The organism is Autumnicola patrickiae, assembly GCF_031846525.1.
GTDB classification, from domain to species: Bacteria; Bacteroidota; Bacteroidia; order Flavobacteriales; family Flavobacteriaceae; genus Autumnicola; species Autumnicola patrickiae.
Genome location: NZ_JAVRHM010000005.1, coordinates 128,817 through 148,757 on the forward strand (window position 1 = coordinate 128,817; position 19,941 = coordinate 148,757).

A 19,941-nucleotide genomic window follows, 5' to 3' on the forward strand; every position below is an offset into this window, starting at 1 on the left:
ATGAACATAAAAACAATACTTAGTGTAGGCGCACTTGCGATTACAGGTTTTAGTTATTTCGGAAAAGGGAAATACGATGAATACCGGGAGGTAGCAGATCGAATGGAATTTAACCTGAAAAATGTCAAAATTCATAACCCGCTTCAGGGAACGCTAAAAGTCAACGTCGAAATTGTGAATCCTACGGCTACCGCTGTTACCGTGCCTGGTAATCTTATCACTATTAAGAATATTCATTTTTACACGTTGTCCGGAAAGAAATTAGGAACTGCCAAAGCCAATATTTCAGATATTTCACTACCGGCTAATTCCTCCAGGGAAATACAAAATATCCCCGTGCAGCTCTCCCTTGCCAATATTGGCAATAGTTTTTCTGAGGTACTGGAAATTGCCCAGGACACAGACAAGTTGAAAATTTCCGCAGATATTCAAGCCTTCGGGAAATCATTCACAGTAAACGCCTAAGTATGAATTCAGCAGTAGAACAATTCAACGGACTCAACGGCACCGTTGCAGATAGAACAAAACTCAAAAGAATAGCCGTTGCAGCCGATTTGCAGGGGCAAAAAGTAATTTCCGCAAAGCTCGAAAAGTTACTTCGGGAAAATCCCGATGATGAAGAGTTTGATATTACGCTATCTCAGAAGGAAATTGACCGTCTTCCGGAAGAATGTTTAGGCGGTCTGGAATGCCTTCTTCCGGACGAAGATTATGAAGGTTTGGAAAAAGCCGTTTCTCCAGATGAAATTTACCAGTACATCACAGATTTAATGCTTAACACTATTAAAGAAGTTGGGCACCTTCCCTGGCAAAAAGAATGGAAGGAAAGTAGCCTGGCGAATGGGAGTGAAGCCCTAAACTGGAAGACAAAAAAGAAGTATCGCGGTATTAATTATTTCTTGCTGAATTTTGAGGAAAAATTGGTAGGAGGTAAAATAGTCATGGTCCCCAGAAAGTTTACCAATCCTTTCTTCTTGACTTTTAACCAGATCAAAGAATCTGGCGGAACCCTCAAAAAAGGAAGTAAAGGAACCCGAATTGTCTATTTTACCAGGCTTTACAAATATGAGCAAGCAGAACCAGAATTAAGTTTTGGAACGTACAGTTTTCCAAAAATGGTGAATTGGTTAAAGAAAAATCGTAGTAAAATCGGTTTGCTGAATAGTTTTTCTCCTGAAAGTATTGCTGCTCAAAATGCCATCCCGATCCTGAAATATTATAATGTTTTTTCAGCTGAAGATGTGGAGGGTGTGGAGTGGGAAATACCGGAACCGCCAAAACGCACTGAAGTCGAAAAAATTGAAAGTGCCGATGCTATTATCGATGCGATGCCAAAGGCTCCGAAGATTAACCATGGTGGCGGACGTGCTTATTATACCCCAGCAGTCGATTATATCCAGATGCCAAACAAAGAAAGCTTCAAGAAGGTTTTTGGTTATTATAGTACGCTCTTTCATGAAATGGTGCATAGTACCGGCCATCATAAAAGAGTTGATCGGGATATGAAAGGCGGCAAAGGAACAAAGGGCTATGCTTTTGAAGAATTAATTGCGGAAATGGGCGCAGTTTACCTTTGTGCCGAAAGTGGAATCTTGTTTGAAACCAGGGACAACAGTGCAAAATATCTAAAAGGCTGGAATAGCCGCCTGGTAAAAAACATGGAAGAAGATAACCGCTTTTTCTTCCGGGCAGCAAGTCAGGCTCAGGCCGCTTCAGATTTTATTCTGGATAGGGATAAAGAAGGTGTGCCGGCATATTTTAGTTCACTTAAAAGTGAATTGAAGAAGGAAGAAAAACCAGCTCCGGAAAAACCGAAAAAGAGGAAACCGGCTAAAAAGAAACCTGGTACCAAAAAATCTGTAAAACCCACAACAAATGATCTTCTGGAGGAACAGAAGAAAGCAAAGATCCAGGCGAAAACGAAAACTGAATTCGAAAAAGGCCTGCGTAAAATCGGATTTGAAATTATCAGTTACGAATCAGATCAGGTCAGCCCGAAAGAATGGGAACGGATGTACAAATTGAATTACAAGGATGTTGCCGGACTCGAATTAGAAATGAAGGTCAAGCCGGAAGGAAAAGAATTAGAAGGTGATTATAATTGGAAAGCCATAGGGATGAATGCCGGCAGCTTTGTAGATTATAAAAACTTCCAGGAATTCTATGAGGAAATTCTAAAGGATCTTCAGGAGGTTTTCGGAAAGATGACCATTAAAGAAGCTGAAGGAATCCGGGAAGAATACAAAAAAACGCTATTCAGTAAGAAGGAGGCGAAAAGTCAGTTAGGCCTTTTTGGTTCCAGGGCAAAAAAAAGGATCAGGAAAAAAAAAGGGCTAAAAGCACCGGTACAAACTGAAGCCGTTGCACCGGTTCCGCAACGGGAAGAAGAAAAGCCGTTGCCCGCCGTTGTTCAGGAAAAACCAGTAATCCAGGAGTCAAAACCATTGCCGGCAAAACCCGTTCCAACAGTGGTAGAAGAAAAGCCGGTACCAGTTGGAAATCCTAATAGTTTGGCCGCTCGAATGCAACGGAATCTGAACCGGGCTATTGAATATTACAAAATAGAAGATCCAGACATTGCTAAATTTCTCGGTCAGGTTGAAATTAAGGAAAAAGAAAGTGTAGGTATAAGTATCACCGCTCCCCAGGGCGCGGGAAAAACTCGATTTGCATTTCAGTTAATTAATGCCTTTGCGAAGAATTATAAGGTAGGACATGCTTCTATGGAAGAACATCCGGAAAGTGGTTTGTACACCGACAAAGCCGTAGAATATATTGATCCTGAAAATTTTGGCAATATTGATTCTCCGGACATTAATTCTATGAGCGATATTGAAAAGCTTATCCGGAATAACGATGTTATCGTGATTGATAGTTTTGAAAAACTCCGGGAAATGGATAAGAATGTTCAGGTAGATCAGGACTTCAGAAAAAAATATGATGGAAAACTGTTCATATTCATTTTTCAACTAACCAGTGATGGAAAAATGCGCGGCGGTTCCAAATCTCAATTTGATGTAGATATAGTTTTGTTTACGGAAAAATTTGATAATTATAAGGAGAACTACATTTATCCGGACAAAAACCGGTACAACAGTATTCCGCCTTCAGAATTGAAATTTAGCATTTATAATCGTGCTCTTATTTCAAATGAAACCACAGCAGATGTTTCAGATGTACATTTCGAAGAAGTAGAAGAAAGTTCATCAACAAATAGTAGAGTTCCGGAATTTGATCCCGGTGAGTTGATAATTACCCCAATTGATTAGAAGAAAAGCCCCGCATTGTCCGGGGCTTTTTTTATTAGCTATAAATCATTCTTTTTTTCTACTAAAAAAATTTTTTCATCAGTCATTATTCCATATTTAAATCTTTTTCTGCTTGAAAATTCCTTTGCATAATCAATAACAGACACTTTAAATCCGGCCTTTTCTAGTCGAAAAGGATAATCTTGGCCGTACCACCTCACATGATCTTTTTGACCGAAAGCTTTTTCACGGTCTTCTGGTTTAGTTATGGAAAAATCTTCATAGGTTTCTGTTCGTTTTTCATCTATAGGGACAAGAAAAATTCCCTTACCTCCCTTTTTCATCACTCTTAAAAGTTCACTCATCGCCTTTGCGTCATCTGGAATATGTTCTAAGACATGATTGCAGAGTATAAAATCAAAATGAATATTTTCAAACGGCAAGTTTGTGATGTTTCCTTGAATAATTTCAGGACCTTTTAGAAAATGATATTGGGTAGGATCAAGATCTAAAGGACTATAATTTATATTTTCTGACTTTTTAAAGATATTATAAAGGGATTTCTCTGGGGCTATATGGAGTAGGTTAACTCTTTTAGAACTATTAAAAAGTAAATTGTTTTTACTCAGAAACAAATATAAAAGTCGATGCCGTTCTAAACTCCAGCAGGAAGGACAGTTGGCATTCTCCCTAGTCCGTAATCCGAAAGGTTTGAACTTTTTAAACTGATTCTTACAGATAGGACATTTTACTCCCGTAACTTCAAGATTTTTCCTGACTAAATAATTTCTAATCTTTCTTCTTCGTTTATATGGAAGTACGGTGTCGATCATCTTTTTCACTTGGTCCAATAGAGCCATTGATAAATTTTTGAATTCACTGTGCAAACTACAAAAAACTTTATTACAGCTGACAACGCTAAAAATAACGTTGTTGGCCAGGATCGTTAAAAATGGCGTTGGATGATCACCAGGTTTAAATTTCCAGCGTAGAAATTTCGCTATGATCTTTAGGCATAAATTTTTTGAGGTTCCGGAGATAAGTCTTAACAGCTTTTTCGGTCTTGTGCCTGGTGATCGGCATAATTTTATGTACTATTTCAATTTCCGAATAACCTAATTTATCTAAATTCTCCTGAAGGTTAGCAATAGCCGAATGCCTAAAGCTGTACAATCCGTATTCTTCTCCAAATCCCAAGGCTTCTTTTACTGGTGCAAATCGTTTCCCAATATAGCCGACTTTACTATTAAGTTTACTGTTCCAGATCCCCGGTTTGTTTTCCGGAGTAAAAACATCATAGGTAGGAGGGAATGTTTTAAGGTCCATTCTCTCAATCACAGGTTTAATCTTTTCCCCGATTTTCACCGTGGCCAGGGCTTCTGTTTTTGTTTCAACGCGTAGAATAAAATCTTCCGTGTTAAGATCCTTAATTCTTAAACGCATTGCTTCACGTGGCCGCAATAGGCATTGGGTCATAAACGGAATGAAGTTGAGCATGTAAGGATCATGTTTCTCCAGGTATTTTTTAATTTTCCTGATTTCGTTTGGAGTGAAAGGAGTGTTTTGCTGCGGCTCGACGTCGAGCTTGGGAATATCCTTTATAAAATTGTGGTCAATGATCCTTTTATTTTTCAGCTGGGTAAAAAGGGAGGATAGCAGGCGTTTATGGTTCTCGATGGATGAATTACTGAGGCCGGTTCCTTTTTTGGTTTTGTGCTCCAGTAAAAGAAAATCGTAATACTCGTAAAAATTTTCTAGCTGAAATTTATGAACCTGAATTCCTAAATATCCTTTTTTCTTTGCCCAGGACTTGAAGAATTCCAGTCTTACATGATAATCTGCAACCGTACTTTCTTTTTTATTGGCACTCCTGAGCTGTAAGGCGTAGTCCAAAGCCTTTTCCAGCGTCATTAATTCGCTCCGCTTGGCCGTTGTTGGAGATTCTTTTATAAGAGGGTTCCAGCCTCTTTCTAAAGCAGTTGAGAGTGCCTTTTTCATTGCGGCACCAACAGCTTTTCTTTCTTTGACGGTTTTGTAGCGGTTTAATCCTTTGTACCGTTTAATCTTAATATCCAGTTTATCTGTTTCGGGATTTCTCCAAAGAAACCAGACATACCACCTTTTTCCCGGCTTTACAGTTTCAACTTCTTTTCCGTTGATTTTTTCCGTGGGAATGTACAATTGCGGCTCTGAATACTGTTTTTTATCCAATACGATCTTAAAAAAAGTTGGCTCGCTTGTTGGCTCGATCCTTACGAATTGCGGCTTTTTCATGCCGGTAAGAATATTACCAAAAACAAAGAAACCCCTTTGTTATAAAGGGGTTTCAGGCTTTCTGCTTCGGTGGTGCCTCCAGGAATCGAACCAGGGACACAAGGATTTTCAGTCCTTTGCTCTACCAACTGAGCTAAGGCACCAGTGCTTGTAAGCGGTGGCAAATATAATTTCATTTTTATTAACTGACAAAGGAAATATTGAAAAAATGCTTTTGTAATTTAGCAGCTTCAAAATTTTTTCAATGAATTTAATAGTAGATATAGGAAATACTTCAGTTAAAATGGCTGTTTTTCAGGGTAATAGCCTTCAGGAGAAATGGGTTTTTCCTTTGTCAGATTTTTTTAAAATTTTTCAGGAAATATTAAATCAGTATCCAGAAATAGGGGCTTCAATACTTTCCAGCGTAGTGAATTCTGTTTCCGAAGAAAAAAAACTACTGCAAAAGCACACCAAATTGGTAGAACTCACTCCCATATTATCTTTTCCTTTTAAAAATAAATATGCAACTCCGTCTTCCCTTGGTAAAGACAGGATTGCATTAGTGGCAGCTGCTACCGCCCAATTTCCGACAAAAAATACATTAGTTATTGATGCCGGTACCTGTGTGACCTACGATTTTAAAAATGCTAAGGAGGAGTATTTAGGTGGAGCTATTTCCCCGGGATTGGAAATGAGATTTAAAGCACTGCACAAGTTTACAGCAAAATTACCGTTATTAAAACCAGAGGGGAAATTTGAGTTAACCGGAAATTCTACAGAGACCTCTATTGTCTCTGGGGTGATAAATGGTTTGCTTTTAGAAATCGATGGAACAATAGCTGCGTACGCCACTGAATACGAAGATTTAACAATTATTTTAACAGGTGGGGATACGCAATTTTTGTCAATGCGATTAAAAAATGGCATATTTGCCAACTCGAATTTTCTCTTGGAAGGATTGAACTACATTTTAGAATTTAATAAGACTCAATGATAAAACGATTTCTGGTAATCGTCGCTATTCTATTTACCGCTTTAACGTCCGCTCAGGAGAACGTAGCTTCTCCCTACTCATACTACGGTTTAGGACTTACCAATTTTAAGGGAACTGTTGAAAACAGGTCCATGGGAGGATTAAGTATTTTTTCTGATAGTATTCATTTAAACTTACGCAACCCGGCTTCTTATGGAAGGTTAAGACTCACCACCTATAGTTTGGGGGCAAGCCATGAAAGAACTAATTTACAGTCTGATAGTGCCGAAAGTGATGCAAAAATTTCTTCACTGGATTACCTGGGAATAGGTATACCGGTTGGAAACAATTTGGGTTTTGGTTTAGGTGTGGTGCCGTATACTTCTGTGGGGTATAGAATCCTGGATATTCAGGACGATGTGTCAAGAAGGCTTACCGGCAGGGGAGGAATGAATAAAGTTTTCCTTACAACAGGATATCAGATAAATAAAAATTTTAGTGTAGGGGTTGATGCCCATTATAACTTCGGAAATTTTCAGAATAGGAGGATTGTTGTTCGTGAAGAGATTCAATATGGAACAAGGGATATCCGGAGATCCGATATACAGGGATTTAATTTTAATTTTGGTATAGATTATCAGGCAATGCTTTCTGAGAACCTTAGATTGCATGTGGCGGGAACCTATGCTCCTGAAGTAAATCTTTCTTCAGAAAATAAAAGGGAACTGGCTACAGTGGCGCTTTTGTCCACAGGTGAAGCCGTTGTAGAGGCAAGGAATTTAGAGGTGGCTGATACAGATTTTGCGCTTCCGGAGCAATACACATTTGGTGCAGGAATTGGAGACCCCAGAAAATGGTTTATAGGAGGGGAGTATAACGGCATTGGAAAAAGCTCCTTTCTAATTAATGCTTCAACAGATGGTGCCGTTTATAAAGACGCTTCTCAATATAAAATAGGAGGATATTTTATTCCACGGTTTAATTCTTATACAAGTTATTTTGGAAGATCGGTCTACCGTGCTGGTTTTAGATATGAAGAGACGGGACTGCACCTTAACAATGAAAGTATAGATGAGTTTGGCATATCTTTTGGAGTAGGCTTACCTGTAGGAGCCCAATTCTCTAATTTAAATCTTGGAATCGAGTATGGACAGCGCGGTACGACAGATTCCGGATTAATACAGGAAAATTATTTTAAGGTGTCAATAGGATTATCCTTAAATGATAAGTGGTTCGAAAGAAGAAGATTCAATTAACCAAATACATAAAAAATGAAAGCGAATTTTATAGCACTAGTTACGGGGGCATTATTAGGGTCAGGCGTTTTAAGTGCGCAATCTAATGATTGTCCAACAATGGCTGCCCTGGCTTACGATGATGCCAAGGCTAAAAATTATGATGCGGCATACCAGCCTTTAATGGACGTTAGGGAAAAATGTCCTGAATACAGTATGGCGACATACCAGTACCTTGAGAGAATTTTAGAAGATAAGATCGACAAAGCTGGAAGTGAAGCAGAAAAAAAACCTCTTATAGAAGAACTTATTTCTGTGTGGGAGCAACGTCTGGAGCTTTATCCTGAAAAGACAAGTAAAGGAAAGGTTTACGGAGATATTGCACAGCTTAAGTACGATAATAAAATAGGGACTAAAGAAGATCTTTATAATGCTTATGATAAAGCATATACTGAAGATAGTGAGAATTTTACCAGTGCAAAAGGTCTTTATGCTTATTTCGATCTGATGGTGGAGATGCAGGATGCAGGAGACAGAGAGCTTCAGGATGTTTTTGACATTTACGATAGGGTGATGGCTAAAATTGAAGAAGAAGAAAATGATGCGGCTGAAGATTTAGCTCCGCTTATCGAAAAGCAGGAAGCAGGGGAAGAACTTACCTCTAAAGAAGCAACTCAGATAAAATATGCTGAAATTAACCTGAACAATTACAATGCTGTAAAAAAGGCGCTTAATGCAAAATTAGGAGCAAGGGCAGATTGTGATAACCTTATTCCTTTATATGAAAAGGATTTCGAAGCAAATAAAACAGATGTTAGCTGGTTGCAGAATGCCAACGCAAGGTTGTCTGCCAAAGATTGTACTGAAGATCCATTATTCTTTGAGGTTTCTGAAGCCTTACACCAGTTAGAGCCTTCTGCAAATTCGGCTTTCTCTTTAGGGCAGTTAGCTGAAGCTGATGGAGACAGAGCTAAAGCTCTTGAGTATTACAACGAAGCTGCAGAGCTGGAAGAAGATCCTAGCGATCAGGCAAGGATATACTATAGAATCGCAAGTAACTATAAAGAAAGAGGAAACTTTGGGCAGGCAAGAACCTATTACAGTAGAGCTTTAAAGGCCAGACCTTCAATGGGGACTGCTTATTTACAGATTGCAAATATGATCGCTCAGAGTGCTAACAATTGTGGTGATACTCCATTTAACAAAAGAGCGGTATACTGGTTAGCTGCAGATTATGCTGCAAGAGCAGGAAGAGTAGATCCTTCTATTTCAAGTAATGCCAGCCAGGCAGCTGCAAGTTACAAAGGTAGAGCTCCACAGAAGTCTGAAGTTTTTCAGGCCGGTAGAAGTGCAGGGGAGGCTATCCAGATAGGATGTTGGATTGGAGAGACCGTGCGTATCCCTCAAATGTAAAATGAAGATTACATATAATCATATAATTTCAAGTATTGTCACGCTCCTCGGCGTGACAATACTTTTTTCATGCCAGGGTAATCTTAATGAAGTCCGTGAAATGGACATGAAGGGAGATGCGCCCCAGGCGGTTGCTGAAGGTTTGAACCTTAAATTTACCGATTCGGGAAGGCTGGTGGCTATTTTACGTAGTCCCAGGATGTTCGATTATACCAACAAAGAATTTCCCTACCGGGAATTTCCTGATGGGGTTGAGGTGGAATTTTTTGATGAAGAAAATGAAAAGAATACTGTAAATTCCGATTACGCAATTATTTACGATGAGACAGGATTAATAGATTTAAGAGGAAATGTAATAATTGTAACCAGCGACAGTACGCAGCTGGAGGCTGGTCAGCTTTACTGGGATCAGGATAGGAGCTGGGTTTTTACAGACAGGCCAAACACCATAAGATTTCCCGATGGCGGGGTAAACGAAGGACAGGGTTTTGATTCTAATCAAAATTTCGGTAATTTTCGTTCCAGGACAAATATTGGAGTACAAATAATAGACGAGAAAGAGGATGAGTAAATATTTCAAATTTTTTGAATATGCATATTTGGCTTTTGCCGCATTTTTCATCTTCGAAACAATTAGGATCTGGAATGTAGAAAGGGACCGGGCATATATTTTTATATTTTTTGCTCTTATTTCTATCTTCATGTTCTTTTTTAAAAGGCGCTTTAGGAAAAAGATTAAGGATCGTAACAAATAATCCAAATGGATATAAATGTGCTTATTATTGTTCTTTCCCTTATTTTCTCTGCTTTCTTTTCCGGAATGGAAATCGCATACGTTTCTTCCAACAAAATTTTTATAGAAATTGAGAAACGTCAGGATGATTTTCTGGCTAAAGTACTTAAACGGCTTACTAAAAAACCTTCCAAGTTTATAGCCACCATGTTGGTAGGTAATAACATCGCCCTGGTCGTCTATGGCTTTTTTATGGGTGATTTATTAATGGAATGGCTTGTAGGAATGCGGCCTGTAGAGAATGATCTTCTCAGGTATCTAATTGTAGATTTTAGTCTCTTTACCCAAACTGTAATATCTACATTAATAATTTTGCTTACTGCGGAATTTCTTCCAAAGGTTTTTTTTCAGATTTACGCCAACTCAATGCTTAAGCTTTTTGCAGTCCCGGCTTATTTCTTTTACCTGCTTTTCAGTTTTATTTCATCATTTGTTATCTGGGTATCAGATAAAGTCCTGAAAAGGTTCTTTAAAACCGAAGGGGACGAGGTGCAACTTGCTTTCACTAAAGTAGAACTCGGGAATTTTATAACCGAACAAATGGAAACAGTAGAGGAGAATGAGGAAGTTGATTCTGAAATTCAGATTTTTCAGAATGCACTTGAGTTTTCTGAAATTAAAGCCCGGGAAGTTATGATCCCCAGAACAGAAATTATTGCGGTAGATCAAAAAGAAAATCCGGGGGATTTAATTAATAAGTTTACTGAAACCGGACTATCAAAAATTCTGATTTACAACGAAACTATAGATGATATCATTGGTTATGTGCATTCCTTTGAATTATTTAGGAAGCCCACTTCCATAAAATCTGTATTATTACCGGTAGTTTTTGTTCCGGAAACTATGTGGGTAAAAGATGTCCTTAACGCGCTTATTAAGAAAAGGAAAAGTATAGCAGTGGTTATTGATGAATACGGTGGGACAAGTGGGATGATGACCGTGGAAGATATTGTAGAGGAGCTTTTTGGGGAGATAGAGGATGAGCATGATTCTGCTATTCTAATTGAAGAAAAAATAGATGAAGATCATTACCGATTTTCTGCCAGAACAGAAGTTGATTATTTAAATGAAGCTTACAAACTAGGAATGCCGGTAGGCGAAAATTATGAAACCCTTGGGGGCTATATCGTAAATCATACCGAAGAAATTCCGCAGCAGGGAGAAGTCCTGCGAATCGAAAATTTTGAGTTCCATATCCTGGAGGTTTCCAACACAAAAATCGAACTGGTAGAAGTAAAAATCAAACCTGCCGATTAATTTCCTTCTCGTTAATATTTTGCTAATTATAAGTTTTATAATTAGGCTAAAAACACTATTTTCGCCCACTATATTTTGATAAATAACAATTACAAATGGCAGTATTAAATAAAATCAGACAGCGTTCTGTTTTCTTGATTATCATCATTGCTTTAGCTCTTTTTTCTTTTGTTCTGGCAGATGTACTACGTAATGGAGGAATGTCTTCTCAGAAGTCGCAAAATACCATTGCAACAGTTAATGGAGAAGAGATTAGTCGTGAGGAATTTGCAATGCAGGTAGAGGCGCTTCAGCGTAATACCGGAGGAAATGTAAGCACCATTCAGGCTGCAAACAGGGTTTGGGAGCAAAAACTAAGAGAGGTGATTATTAAAGATCAACTTGAGGAAATAGGATTGAGAGCTGAAGAAGATCAGATCACACAAATGATCAGGCTGCAAATGGCAAATAATCCTAACTTTCAGAATGAAGCTGGAATGTTTGATGAGAACAGGCTAAAGGAATACGTGGCCAATATGAGAGCTACTTCTCCAGAAGCTTATGCCCAATGGCAGCAGTACACTCAAAACATGGCAGCAACTGCACGCCAAAATCTTTATTACAGTATGATTAGTGCCGGTGTTGGTGCTACAGTGACCGAAGCAGAGCAGACCTACAAATTAGAAAATAATAGCATAGACCTTAAATTTGTACAGGTTCCTTATTCTTCTATTTCTGATGACGAGGTAGAAGTGAGTAAATCTGAAATTAAAGATTACGTTAAAAACCATCCTGCCAGGTTTGAAACCGAAAAGTCCAGAAACCTTCAGTTTGTATATTTTGAAGAGACAGCTTCTTCCGAAGACAAATCTGAAGCACAGGAAGAAATTCAATCTCTTATGCAAGGTAGGGCAGAGTACAACGCTGCTTCAGGAGCAAATGACTCTATTGCAGGATTTGGTACTACAGAAGATGTAGAAAATTTTGTCAATCAATATTCCGATACACCATATAACGATCAGTTTCAGTTTAGAAATGATCTTTCCGGAGAGCATGCAGAGAGAATCTTTAACCTTTCAGAAGGAGAAACTTATGGTCCTTATGAAGAGGATGGTTATTGGAAGATCACAAGAATGCTGGAGACGCAACAAATCCCTGATTCTGTAAAAGCCAGTCATATTTTGGTGGCTTACGAAGGCACCCGAATTGATCCCGAGGCAACAAGGAGCAAAGCTGAAGCTGAAGCACTTGCAGATAGTCTTGCTAATGTGGTAAGAAGGGATAACTCAAAATTTGAAGAGCTTGTTTCTCAGTTTTCTTCAGATCGTTCTAAAGAACAAAATGCAGGGGATTTAGGATGGTTTTCACCAGGACAAATGATCCCTGCATTCGAAGACTACGTTTTTGCTAATGATGAAGGCGATATAGGAGTTGTGGAAACAGAACTGGGTTACCATGTGATTGCTATAGATGAGCAAACTGAAGAAGAAAAAGCTGTTAAAACCGCTACTGTAGCAAAAGAGATTATAGCATCAGAGCGTTCAAGAAGCGACTTGTTTAACGAAGTAACAAAATTCCAGATTGCAGCAAGTGAAGAGGATTTTGCAGAACAGGCAAAGAGTAACGATTACAATGTAAGAACAGTTCGACAGGTAAATGCATTGGACGAAAACCTTCCGGGTGTTGGTCCGCAAAGAGCTGTGATTCAATGGGCTTTTGAAGAAGATGTGGAAACAGGTGAAGTGAAGCGTTTCGATACTCCAAATGGTTACATTGTGGCACAATTAACAGCTAAAAACGATGCGGGATTAATGAGTGCAGAAGAAGCTTCTTCTACAGTAATTCCTATCCTTACCAAACGTAAGAAAGCTGAACTTATAAAGGAAAAAATTAGTGGCAATACATTAGAAGCCATAGCTCAAAATCAAAATACTATAATTCAGACTGCCAACTCTGTTAACCTGAACAATCCTACCTTGCCTGGTGCTGGTAACGAACCAGAAGTGGTTGGTACTGCATTTGGTCTTGAAACGGAAAATGTAAGTAAACCTATAGCCGGGGATAAAGGAGTTTATGTGGTTGAAGTAACAGCAAAAAATGAAGCTCCGGCTTTAAATTCATACAATGCTGTGGCACAACAGGAAACAATGCGTCGCCGTCAGGAAGCCAGTACACGAGTATTTGAAGCTTTAAAGAAAAAAGCTGAAATTGAAGATAACAGGTCCAGGTTCTATTAGAAGTTACGGCCTTTCAAATATAAAAAGTCTCCACTTCGGAGATTTTTTTGTTTTAAGTCGATAATTGCCATTTTAGGAGGTTGACTTTTTTGAGATATTTTTTCGTAAGGGTAAGATTGTCTAATGTGGTTTTAGAAACAACTTAATCACTAATTCACGGTTGAGTAAAATTCAGACCAGTCAGTTTTTAAAACCTGATAGGTTTGTTAGCTTAAATAAGATAATCCCTCAAGAATGGCAATTATCATCATTTGGAATTATAAGATTATATCGTCATAAGAGAAAATAGTGTCATAACCCTTACTTCTGAAGTATTTTTTATCACTTTCTCCTCCCGTTGCCATTATAAAATCACCGCCCCAGCCGCCAAGGCTTTTTATTTTTCCCGGATAGTCTTTAAAAAGCTTTGTTTTAACTTTAGGAAGGTTAATTGCCTGGGCAATAAGCGTTTCATGAATTTCAATAAGCATTTCAAACTCCTGAAGGTTTGTGCATTCAATAAATTGTAAGGTTAAATTGGAAATTTTATCAATAAGAACATCAAGGTTCTCCTGCGACTGATTTCGATAATGAGCAATTGCCTGCCTGCTGTTCTGTTTGTTGTTCAGATAAACAAAAAACAACTCCTCCTTAAAAGAAGGTCGAAAATTGGCATTTAAGACCGTCCTCCCGTTTTCTGTTAATTGATAAGTTACAGGAGCGTTGTTTTGAGCAGCAGCAATATCAAATCCGCTGCCGCCAAAGGTCTTTTCCAGGAGTTGATATGCATCAATTTCAAACCACTGGGCGATATTGTTGATAAGAGTAGAGGAGGTGCCCAAACCCCAGTTTTGATCAAAATTCAATTTCGATTCAACATCAAAACCACCGGAATTTAGAATTTTAGGATTTAATTGCTGTGCTACCTGTAGTATTTGAGTTAAGCGCGTGGCAACTTCAGAAGAAGCATTTTCTGAAGTACAGTTAACTTCACCATTTTCAATTTGAAATTCCGCTTCAAACCAAAGCTTGTCATCTTTATCAAAGCTTTTCCAGTACAGAGTTGGTTCTTCTCCCTTTTTCACTTCAAGATCCTGGAAAAATTTAGTTGGTATGGTCAGCGCTTTTGCTCCGTTTAAAACGGCATATTCTCCAGTTATAAGTAATTTTCCGTTGCTGTGGAATTTTTTCATTGTTGTCGTAATTTTTCAAGCTGGTCTATTACACTATTATGGGAAACAGTATTTTTTCTGAAGTAATCTATTATGGTCTCTTTTTCCTGAGGAGTTGCTTGTTGCTGATTTAAAATATTCATGAGGTGCATTTTCATGTGTCCCTGTTGAATTCCGGTTGTAATCAGAGACTTTACCGCTCCAAAATTCTGGGCCAGCCCTGCTACCGCTACGATTTTCATTAAGTCTTCTGCAGAAGGTTTTTGAAGAATTTGTAATGCCAGTTTTACCAGGGGATGAAGACTTGTAAGGCCGCCAACCGTCCCAAGTGCAAGAGGAATTTCTATCCAAAATTTAAAGATCTCGTTTTCTACAGAGGCATGGGTGAGGCTCGTATATTGCCCGTCTTTTGAAGCATAGGCGTGTATCCCTGCTTCCACTGCTCTAAAGTCATTTCCCGTGGCCAGTACAACGGCATCAACTCCATTCATAATTCCTTTATTATGGGTGACCGCACGATATTTTTCGATTTCAGCTATGCGGATAGCTCTTAGAAATTTATCAGCGAATTCCTGACCGTCCAATTCAGGACTATCAGAAAGTTCATCTAAAGGGCAGGAAACTTCTGCTCTTACAAGGCACTCCGGAACATAATTAGAAAGAATGCTCATCAGGATTTCGATATCTTTTTCTTCCGCAGTAAAATCTGCATAATTTTGAGCCTCATTTTGCAGCATTTCAGCAAACTTTTCCAGGCAGGAATTGATGAAATTCGCTCCCATAGAGTCACGCGTGTCAAAATTGCAATGCAGCTGATAATAATTTTCCAGTGCAGCTGTTTTATCCTTAAGCTCTATCTCCAGAACGCCGCCGCCACGCTTTTCCATATTTTTAGTGATAGGCTTTACCGCATCAAGTAAACGTGGTTTTAGCTCTTTAAAAAAGCTTTCGAATTTCCTGAAATCTCCATTATAGATAAAATGAACCTGACCTACTTTTTTTGTGTTAAGAACTGTAGCTTTAAATCCGCCCCGGGATCCCCAAAACTTCGCCGCTTTACTTGCCGCTGCAATCACCGAGCTTTCTTCTATGGCCATGGGTATAGCCAAAAGATTTCCATTAATTAGAAAATTTGGGGCAAGTCCAAACGGAAGGTAAAAATTGGAAATGGTATTTTCTGTAAACTCATCGTGCAATTGCTGAAGTTTTTCATCCTCATTCCAGTACTGCTTTAGCACTTTAACTGCCTCTGAATCATTATTGAGGTAAAGATTGCTGAGCCACTGGATCTTTTCTTCTTTGCTGAATTTGGAAAAACCGGCTACGGGTTCTGTCATTTTGGGTTGATTTTTGAAAATCCAAATATACAATTGTTATTTCTAGGAGTATAATTTGAAAGACCTGATAGGGATGCTTTACAGTGAAATCTTTCATTAACAAATTGTTAGCATTTAACACATAACCGCTCCTTTTTTTGCTGAAAATTTAGTAAACTTGGCATTCCGTAAAAATTATAAAAATAAATGAAGTTCCCTACACTCCTTGCTTGCATTTTTCTTGTTATAAGCTCTTTTGTTAACGCCCAGGAAAAGGAAATAACCCTTGAGCAAATCTGGAATGGTACATTTCGGCAAGAACGTTTGCAGTCGCTACAGTCGTTGAAAAATGGTGAAGAATATCTGGTGTTAAACCAAGACAGAAGCACCGGTACTACGGCTATAGATGTGTATAATTACAATACCGGCAAACAGGTTCGGACTATGCTAAGCAGTTCAGATTTAGCTGAAATTCCTTCATTTCAGGATTTTCAATTAAGTGAAGATGAAAATAAAATTCTCCTTACCACAGAGTCAGAGGGAATTTACAGGCGATCTTCCAGAGGAATTTTTTATCTGTACGATTTTCAGACTGAAGAATTAACGAAACTAACCGATAGGATGGTCCAGGAGCCAACATTCTCTCCAAATGCTTCCAAAGTAGCCTTTGTTTTTGATAACAATATTTTCATTTATGATATAGCTTCAGGCGAGGAAACACAAGTAACTTTTGACGGTGAAAAAAACGAAACCATTAACGGGGTGACCGATTGGGTGTATGAAGAAGAGTTCGCTTTTGTAAAAGCTTTTCAGTGGAATCCTTCAGGAGAAAAAATCGCTTATCTTAAGTTCAATGAGTCAAAAGTTCCGGAATTTTCAATGGATATTTTTGGTCAGGATCTTTATCCTTCAGAATACACATTTAAGTATCCTAAGGCCGGTGAAACCAATTCGCTGGTTTCATTACATATGTACGATTTGGCTTCCGAAGAAAATGAAGAAATCGATTTGAGCGAGTATAACGATTTTTATATTCCGCGGATTAAATGGACTACCGAGCCAATGCAGCTAAGCGTTCAGGTAATTAACCGTCACCAAAATGATCTTGATCTTATCTTTGTAGATGCTGAAGGTAATAGCAAGAAAGTAGTGTTAAATGAGAAAGATGAAGCTTATATAGATATTACCGATAACCTGACTTTTCTTGAGGATAACAGTTTTATCTGGACCAGTGAAAAAGATGGGTTCAACCATATTTATCATTACAACAAGAACGGCAAGTTGCTTAATCAGGTAACTTCAGGAGATTGGGAAGTGACAAATTATTACGGCTTTGACAAAAAGAATAAAAGGATTTTTTACCAAAGTACAGAGAATGGAAGTGTAAACAGAACGGTCTATTCCATTAATCCAAAGGGTAAAAAGAAGCAACTTTTAACTTCTAAAACAGGAACCAACAGCGCAGATTTTAGTGCGGACTTCACGTATTTCATTAATTCTTTTACAGATACAAAAACTCCTTACGTTTATACTCTACACCGCGCCAAAGACGGAAAACTGATTAGGGAAATCAAAGACAACAGTCAATTACTTAAACTTGAAGAAGCTTATAGTTTTTCTCCCAAGGAACTTTCTACTATTGAAGTGAATGGAAATGAGTTGAATATGTGGATGATCAAACCTGGTGATTTTGATGAAAATAAAGAATATCCTCTTTTAATGTTTCAATATTCTGGACCCGGCTCACAATCTGTTTCCAACACTTATTTTAATTCCAACGATTATTGGTATCAGCTTTTGGCAGATGAAGGTTATATCATCGCCTGCGTTGATCCCCGCGGAACAGGTTATAAAGGCGCTGCATTTAAAAAAGTTACTCAGCGCGAGCTGGGAAAATACGAAGTTGAAGACCAAATTGCAGCCGCGCAACAATTTGGCTCAAGAAATTATATAAATGAAGACAGGATTGGGATCTGGGGCTGGAGTTATGGTGGCTTTATGTCTTCTAATGCAATTTTGCAGGGGAGCGATACCTTTTCCCTGGCTATTGCCGTGGCACCTGTTACCAGCTGGAGATTTTATGACAGTATCTATACCGAAAGATACATGGCCACTCCACAGGAAAACCCTGCAGGATATGATGATAATTCCCCCATTAATCATGTGGAAAAATTGAAAGGGGATTATCTGTTAATACACGGCGGTGGTGACGATAATGTTCACCTTCAAAATACAATGCGTATGGTAGAAGCTTTAATCCAGGCCAATAAACAATTCGACTGGGCGATCTATCCAGATCGGGACCACAGTATCTACGGTGGAAATACGCGGCTTCATCTCTATACTAAGATGACAGATTTTATCAAGAATAAATTATAAAACCTAATTAAGGATCACATGGAATTCAAATTTGGAGGTTCAGAACAGAATCAGCGTACAGTATTAGGCCATCCTGCGGGATTGTTTATTCTCTTTTTTACAGAGATGTGGGAACGTTTTTCTTACTATGGGATGCGGGCACTCCTTGTTCTATTCCTCGTTGCCTCAATTATGGACGAAGGATGGGGTTGGGAACGAGCAGATGCCTTACTTCTATATGCGTGGTATACCGGGCTGGTTTATGTAACACCTATTTTTGGAGGATTAATAGCCGATAAGGTTACAGGATACCGAAATGCTATTGTTATTGGAGCATTTTTAATGACCCTGGGGCACGCATCCATGGCACTGGAAGTTTTTACTGATATATTTTTCTTTATAGGACTTGGATTGTTAATTATAGGTAATGGTCTTTTTAAGCCTAATATTTCTTCTATTGTAGGTCAGCTGTATCTAAATCAGGGTAAAGAAAAGGATGCAGGTTATACTATTTTCTATATGGGTATTAATGCAGGTGCTTTCTTGGGTATTTTACTTTGTGGTTATATTGGTGAAAGCGTTGGCTGGCACTGGGGCTTTGGTCTCGCCGGGATATTTATGTTCTTCGGGATGTTACAATTTTATTATGCTCAGGGAATTTTTGGCAGGATAGGTTTACGGCCTGATAAGATGGATGGATATGTTGATCAGCGTACCATAACTGGTGAAGTCAAAGATGAAACAGGAGGCAGGATTAAAGATAAAACTTACGAAGAAGCTAAACCTGCGGAAGAAGAAAGTCCGAAAGTAACAAGTGATAGATTAATAGTTATAAGTGTTCTCGCATTTTTTACCATCTTCTTCTGGTGGGCTTTTGAACAGGCTGGTGGATCCATGACTATTTTTGCAGCAGATTATACAGATAGGGTTCTGGTAGGTGGAGGTGCTTTAACCTTCAAGATATTTAATACCTTATTAACCATTATTCCATTAATGATTATCACGTGGGTTCTCATAATGCTGTTTAGACAGACTTTTAAGAATTTTCCTTTAGCGAGTTATGCGCTTGGAGCCAGTTTTGTTATTATTTGGGGGATAGTTATCTGGATGTTAATGAGACAATTTGAAGAAGAGTCACCTGAAGTTCCGGCATCGTGGTTCGGGATTCTTAACTCCTTCTTTATTATTGCCTTTGCGCCTTTATTTTCAAAAATTTGGCAGAGTAGATTTAATCCAACAGGACCGGTCAAGTTTGCTATTGGTTTGATCTTACTGGGTATTGGTTTTGCAATTCTTTCTTATGGTTCTATGGGTATTCCTGTAGGTGCAAAAACGGCATCTGTGAGTATGATATTTCTGGTCCTGGCTTATCTCTTCCATACTCTGGGAGAATTATGCGTATCGCCGGTAGGATTGTCCTATGTAAGTAAACTGGCGCCTGTAAAACTTGTGGGCTTAATGTTTGGTGTCTGGTTTGTCGCAAACTTTATTGCCAATCTTTTAGCAGGGGTTACCGGAAGTTATATTGATCCTATCGTTGAGGAGTACGGGATGACGACCTTCTTCTTAATTTTCACTCTTGTGCCAATAGGAGCCGGAATTGTGATGCTATTGCTGAATAAGACACTTATAAAGAAAATGCACGGAATTAGATAAATAAAAGAAGTACATGGTATACCTGAAGCATTCCTGAAATTTAGGAATGCTTCTTGCTTTACTGAAATA

The 19,941-nt window shown here is 38.5% G+C and carries 14 protein-coding genes and 1 tRNA gene; 10 read left to right on the top strand and 5 right to left on the bottom strand.

Going from position 1 to position 19,941, the window contains the following annotated elements:
- Positions 1-465, top strand: a complete 465-nt coding sequence (locus RM549_RS06265; protein WP_311682880.1) for a hypothetical protein — start codon at positions 1-3, stop codon at positions 463-465.
- A gap of 2 nt (positions 466-467) precedes the next feature.
- Complete coding sequence (locus RM549_RS06270; RefSeq protein WP_311682882.1) at positions 468-3,269, top strand: zincin-like metallopeptidase domain-containing protein; 2,802 nt, start codon at positions 468-470, stop codon at positions 3,267-3,269.
- 38 nt (positions 3,270-3,307) lie between these two features.
- Here the strand turns inward: RM549_RS06270 and RM549_RS06275 are convergent, their stop codons facing one another.
- The 3 genes from RM549_RS06275 to RM549_RS06285 all read right to left on the bottom strand — a co-directional run bounded on the left by RM549_RS06275 (position 3,308) and on the right by RM549_RS06285 (position 5,665).
- Positions 3,308-4,081 (bottom strand): class I SAM-dependent methyltransferase, encoded by a 774-nt coding sequence (locus RM549_RS06275; RefSeq protein ID WP_311682884.1) that lies wholly within the window; start codon positions 4,079-4,081, stop codon positions 3,308-3,310.
- A gap of 142 nt (positions 4,082-4,223) precedes the next feature.
- Positions 4,224-5,522, bottom strand: a complete 1,299-nt coding sequence (locus tag RM549_RS06280) for a tyrosine-type recombinase/integrase (protein WP_311682886.1) — start codon at positions 5,520-5,522, stop codon at positions 4,224-4,226.
- 70 nt (positions 5,523-5,592) lie between these two features.
- Positions 5,593-5,665 (bottom strand) — tRNA-Phe (locus RM549_RS06285).
- Between the two features lie 101 nt (positions 5,666-5,766).
- Between RM549_RS06285 and RM549_RS06290 the strand changes: the two genes are divergently transcribed.
- From RM549_RS06290 to RM549_RS06315, 6 genes are all read left to right on the top strand, one after another.
- Complete coding sequence (locus RM549_RS06290) at positions 5,767-6,498, top strand: type III pantothenate kinase (RefSeq protein ID WP_311682888.1); 732 nt, start codon at positions 5,767-5,769, stop codon at positions 6,496-6,498.
- A complete protein-coding gene (gene bamG / locus RM549_RS06295) occupies positions 6,495-7,733 on the top strand; it encodes a BamG family beta-barrel-assembly machinery protein (RefSeq protein ID WP_311682890.1) in 1,239 nt (412 codons plus the stop codon). Before RM549_RS06290 ends, bamG begins: the two co-directional genes overlap by 4 nt.
- 15 nt (positions 7,734-7,748) lie before the next feature.
- A complete protein-coding gene (locus RM549_RS06300; RefSeq protein ID WP_311682892.1) occupies positions 7,749-9,125 on the top strand; it encodes a hypothetical protein in 1,377 nt (458 codons plus the stop codon).
- 1 nt (position 9,126) lies between these two features.
- On the top strand, positions 9,127-9,696 hold the full coding sequence (gene lptC / locus RM549_RS06305; RefSeq protein WP_311682894.1) for an LPS export ABC transporter periplasmic protein LptC: 570 nt from the start codon (positions 9,127-9,129) through the stop codon (positions 9,694-9,696).
- Between the two features lie 189 nt (positions 9,697-9,885).
- A complete protein-coding gene (locus RM549_RS06310; RefSeq protein ID WP_311682896.1) occupies positions 9,886-11,175 on the top strand; it encodes a hemolysin family protein in 1,290 nt (429 codons plus the stop codon).
- Positions 11,176-11,270: 95 nt separating this feature from the next.
- Positions 11,271-13,391, top strand: coding sequence for a peptidylprolyl isomerase (locus RM549_RS06315; protein ID WP_311682897.1), 2,121 nt, complete (start codon positions 11,271-11,273; stop codon positions 13,389-13,391).
- Positions 13,392-13,648: 257 nt separating this feature from the next.
- On the opposite strand, the gene RM549_RS06320 is transcribed toward RM549_RS06315, so the two are convergent.
- Both RM549_RS06320 and RM549_RS06325 read right to left on the bottom strand, forming a co-directional pair.
- Complete coding sequence (locus tag RM549_RS06320) at positions 13,649-14,563, bottom strand: GYDIA family GHMP kinase (RefSeq protein WP_311682899.1); 915 nt, start codon at positions 14,561-14,563, stop codon at positions 13,649-13,651.
- A complete protein-coding gene (locus tag RM549_RS06325; RefSeq protein WP_311682901.1) occupies positions 14,560-15,879 on the bottom strand; it encodes a hydroxymethylglutaryl-CoA reductase, degradative in 1,320 nt (439 codons plus the stop codon). The genes RM549_RS06320 and RM549_RS06325 overlap by 4 nt, the downstream gene beginning before the upstream one ends.
- 186 nt (positions 15,880-16,065) lie before the next feature.
- Between RM549_RS06325 and RM549_RS06330 the strand changes: the two genes are divergently transcribed.
- Positions 16,066-18,237 (top strand): S9 family peptidase, encoded by a 2,172-nt coding sequence (locus RM549_RS06330; RefSeq protein WP_311682903.1) that lies wholly within the window; start codon positions 16,066-16,068, stop codon positions 18,235-18,237.
- Between the two features lie 18 nt (positions 18,238-18,255).
- Complete coding sequence (locus RM549_RS06335) at positions 18,256-19,872, top strand: peptide MFS transporter (protein WP_311682905.1); 1,617 nt, start codon at positions 18,256-18,258, stop codon at positions 19,870-19,872.
- Positions 19,873-19,941 lie beyond the last annotated feature (69 nt).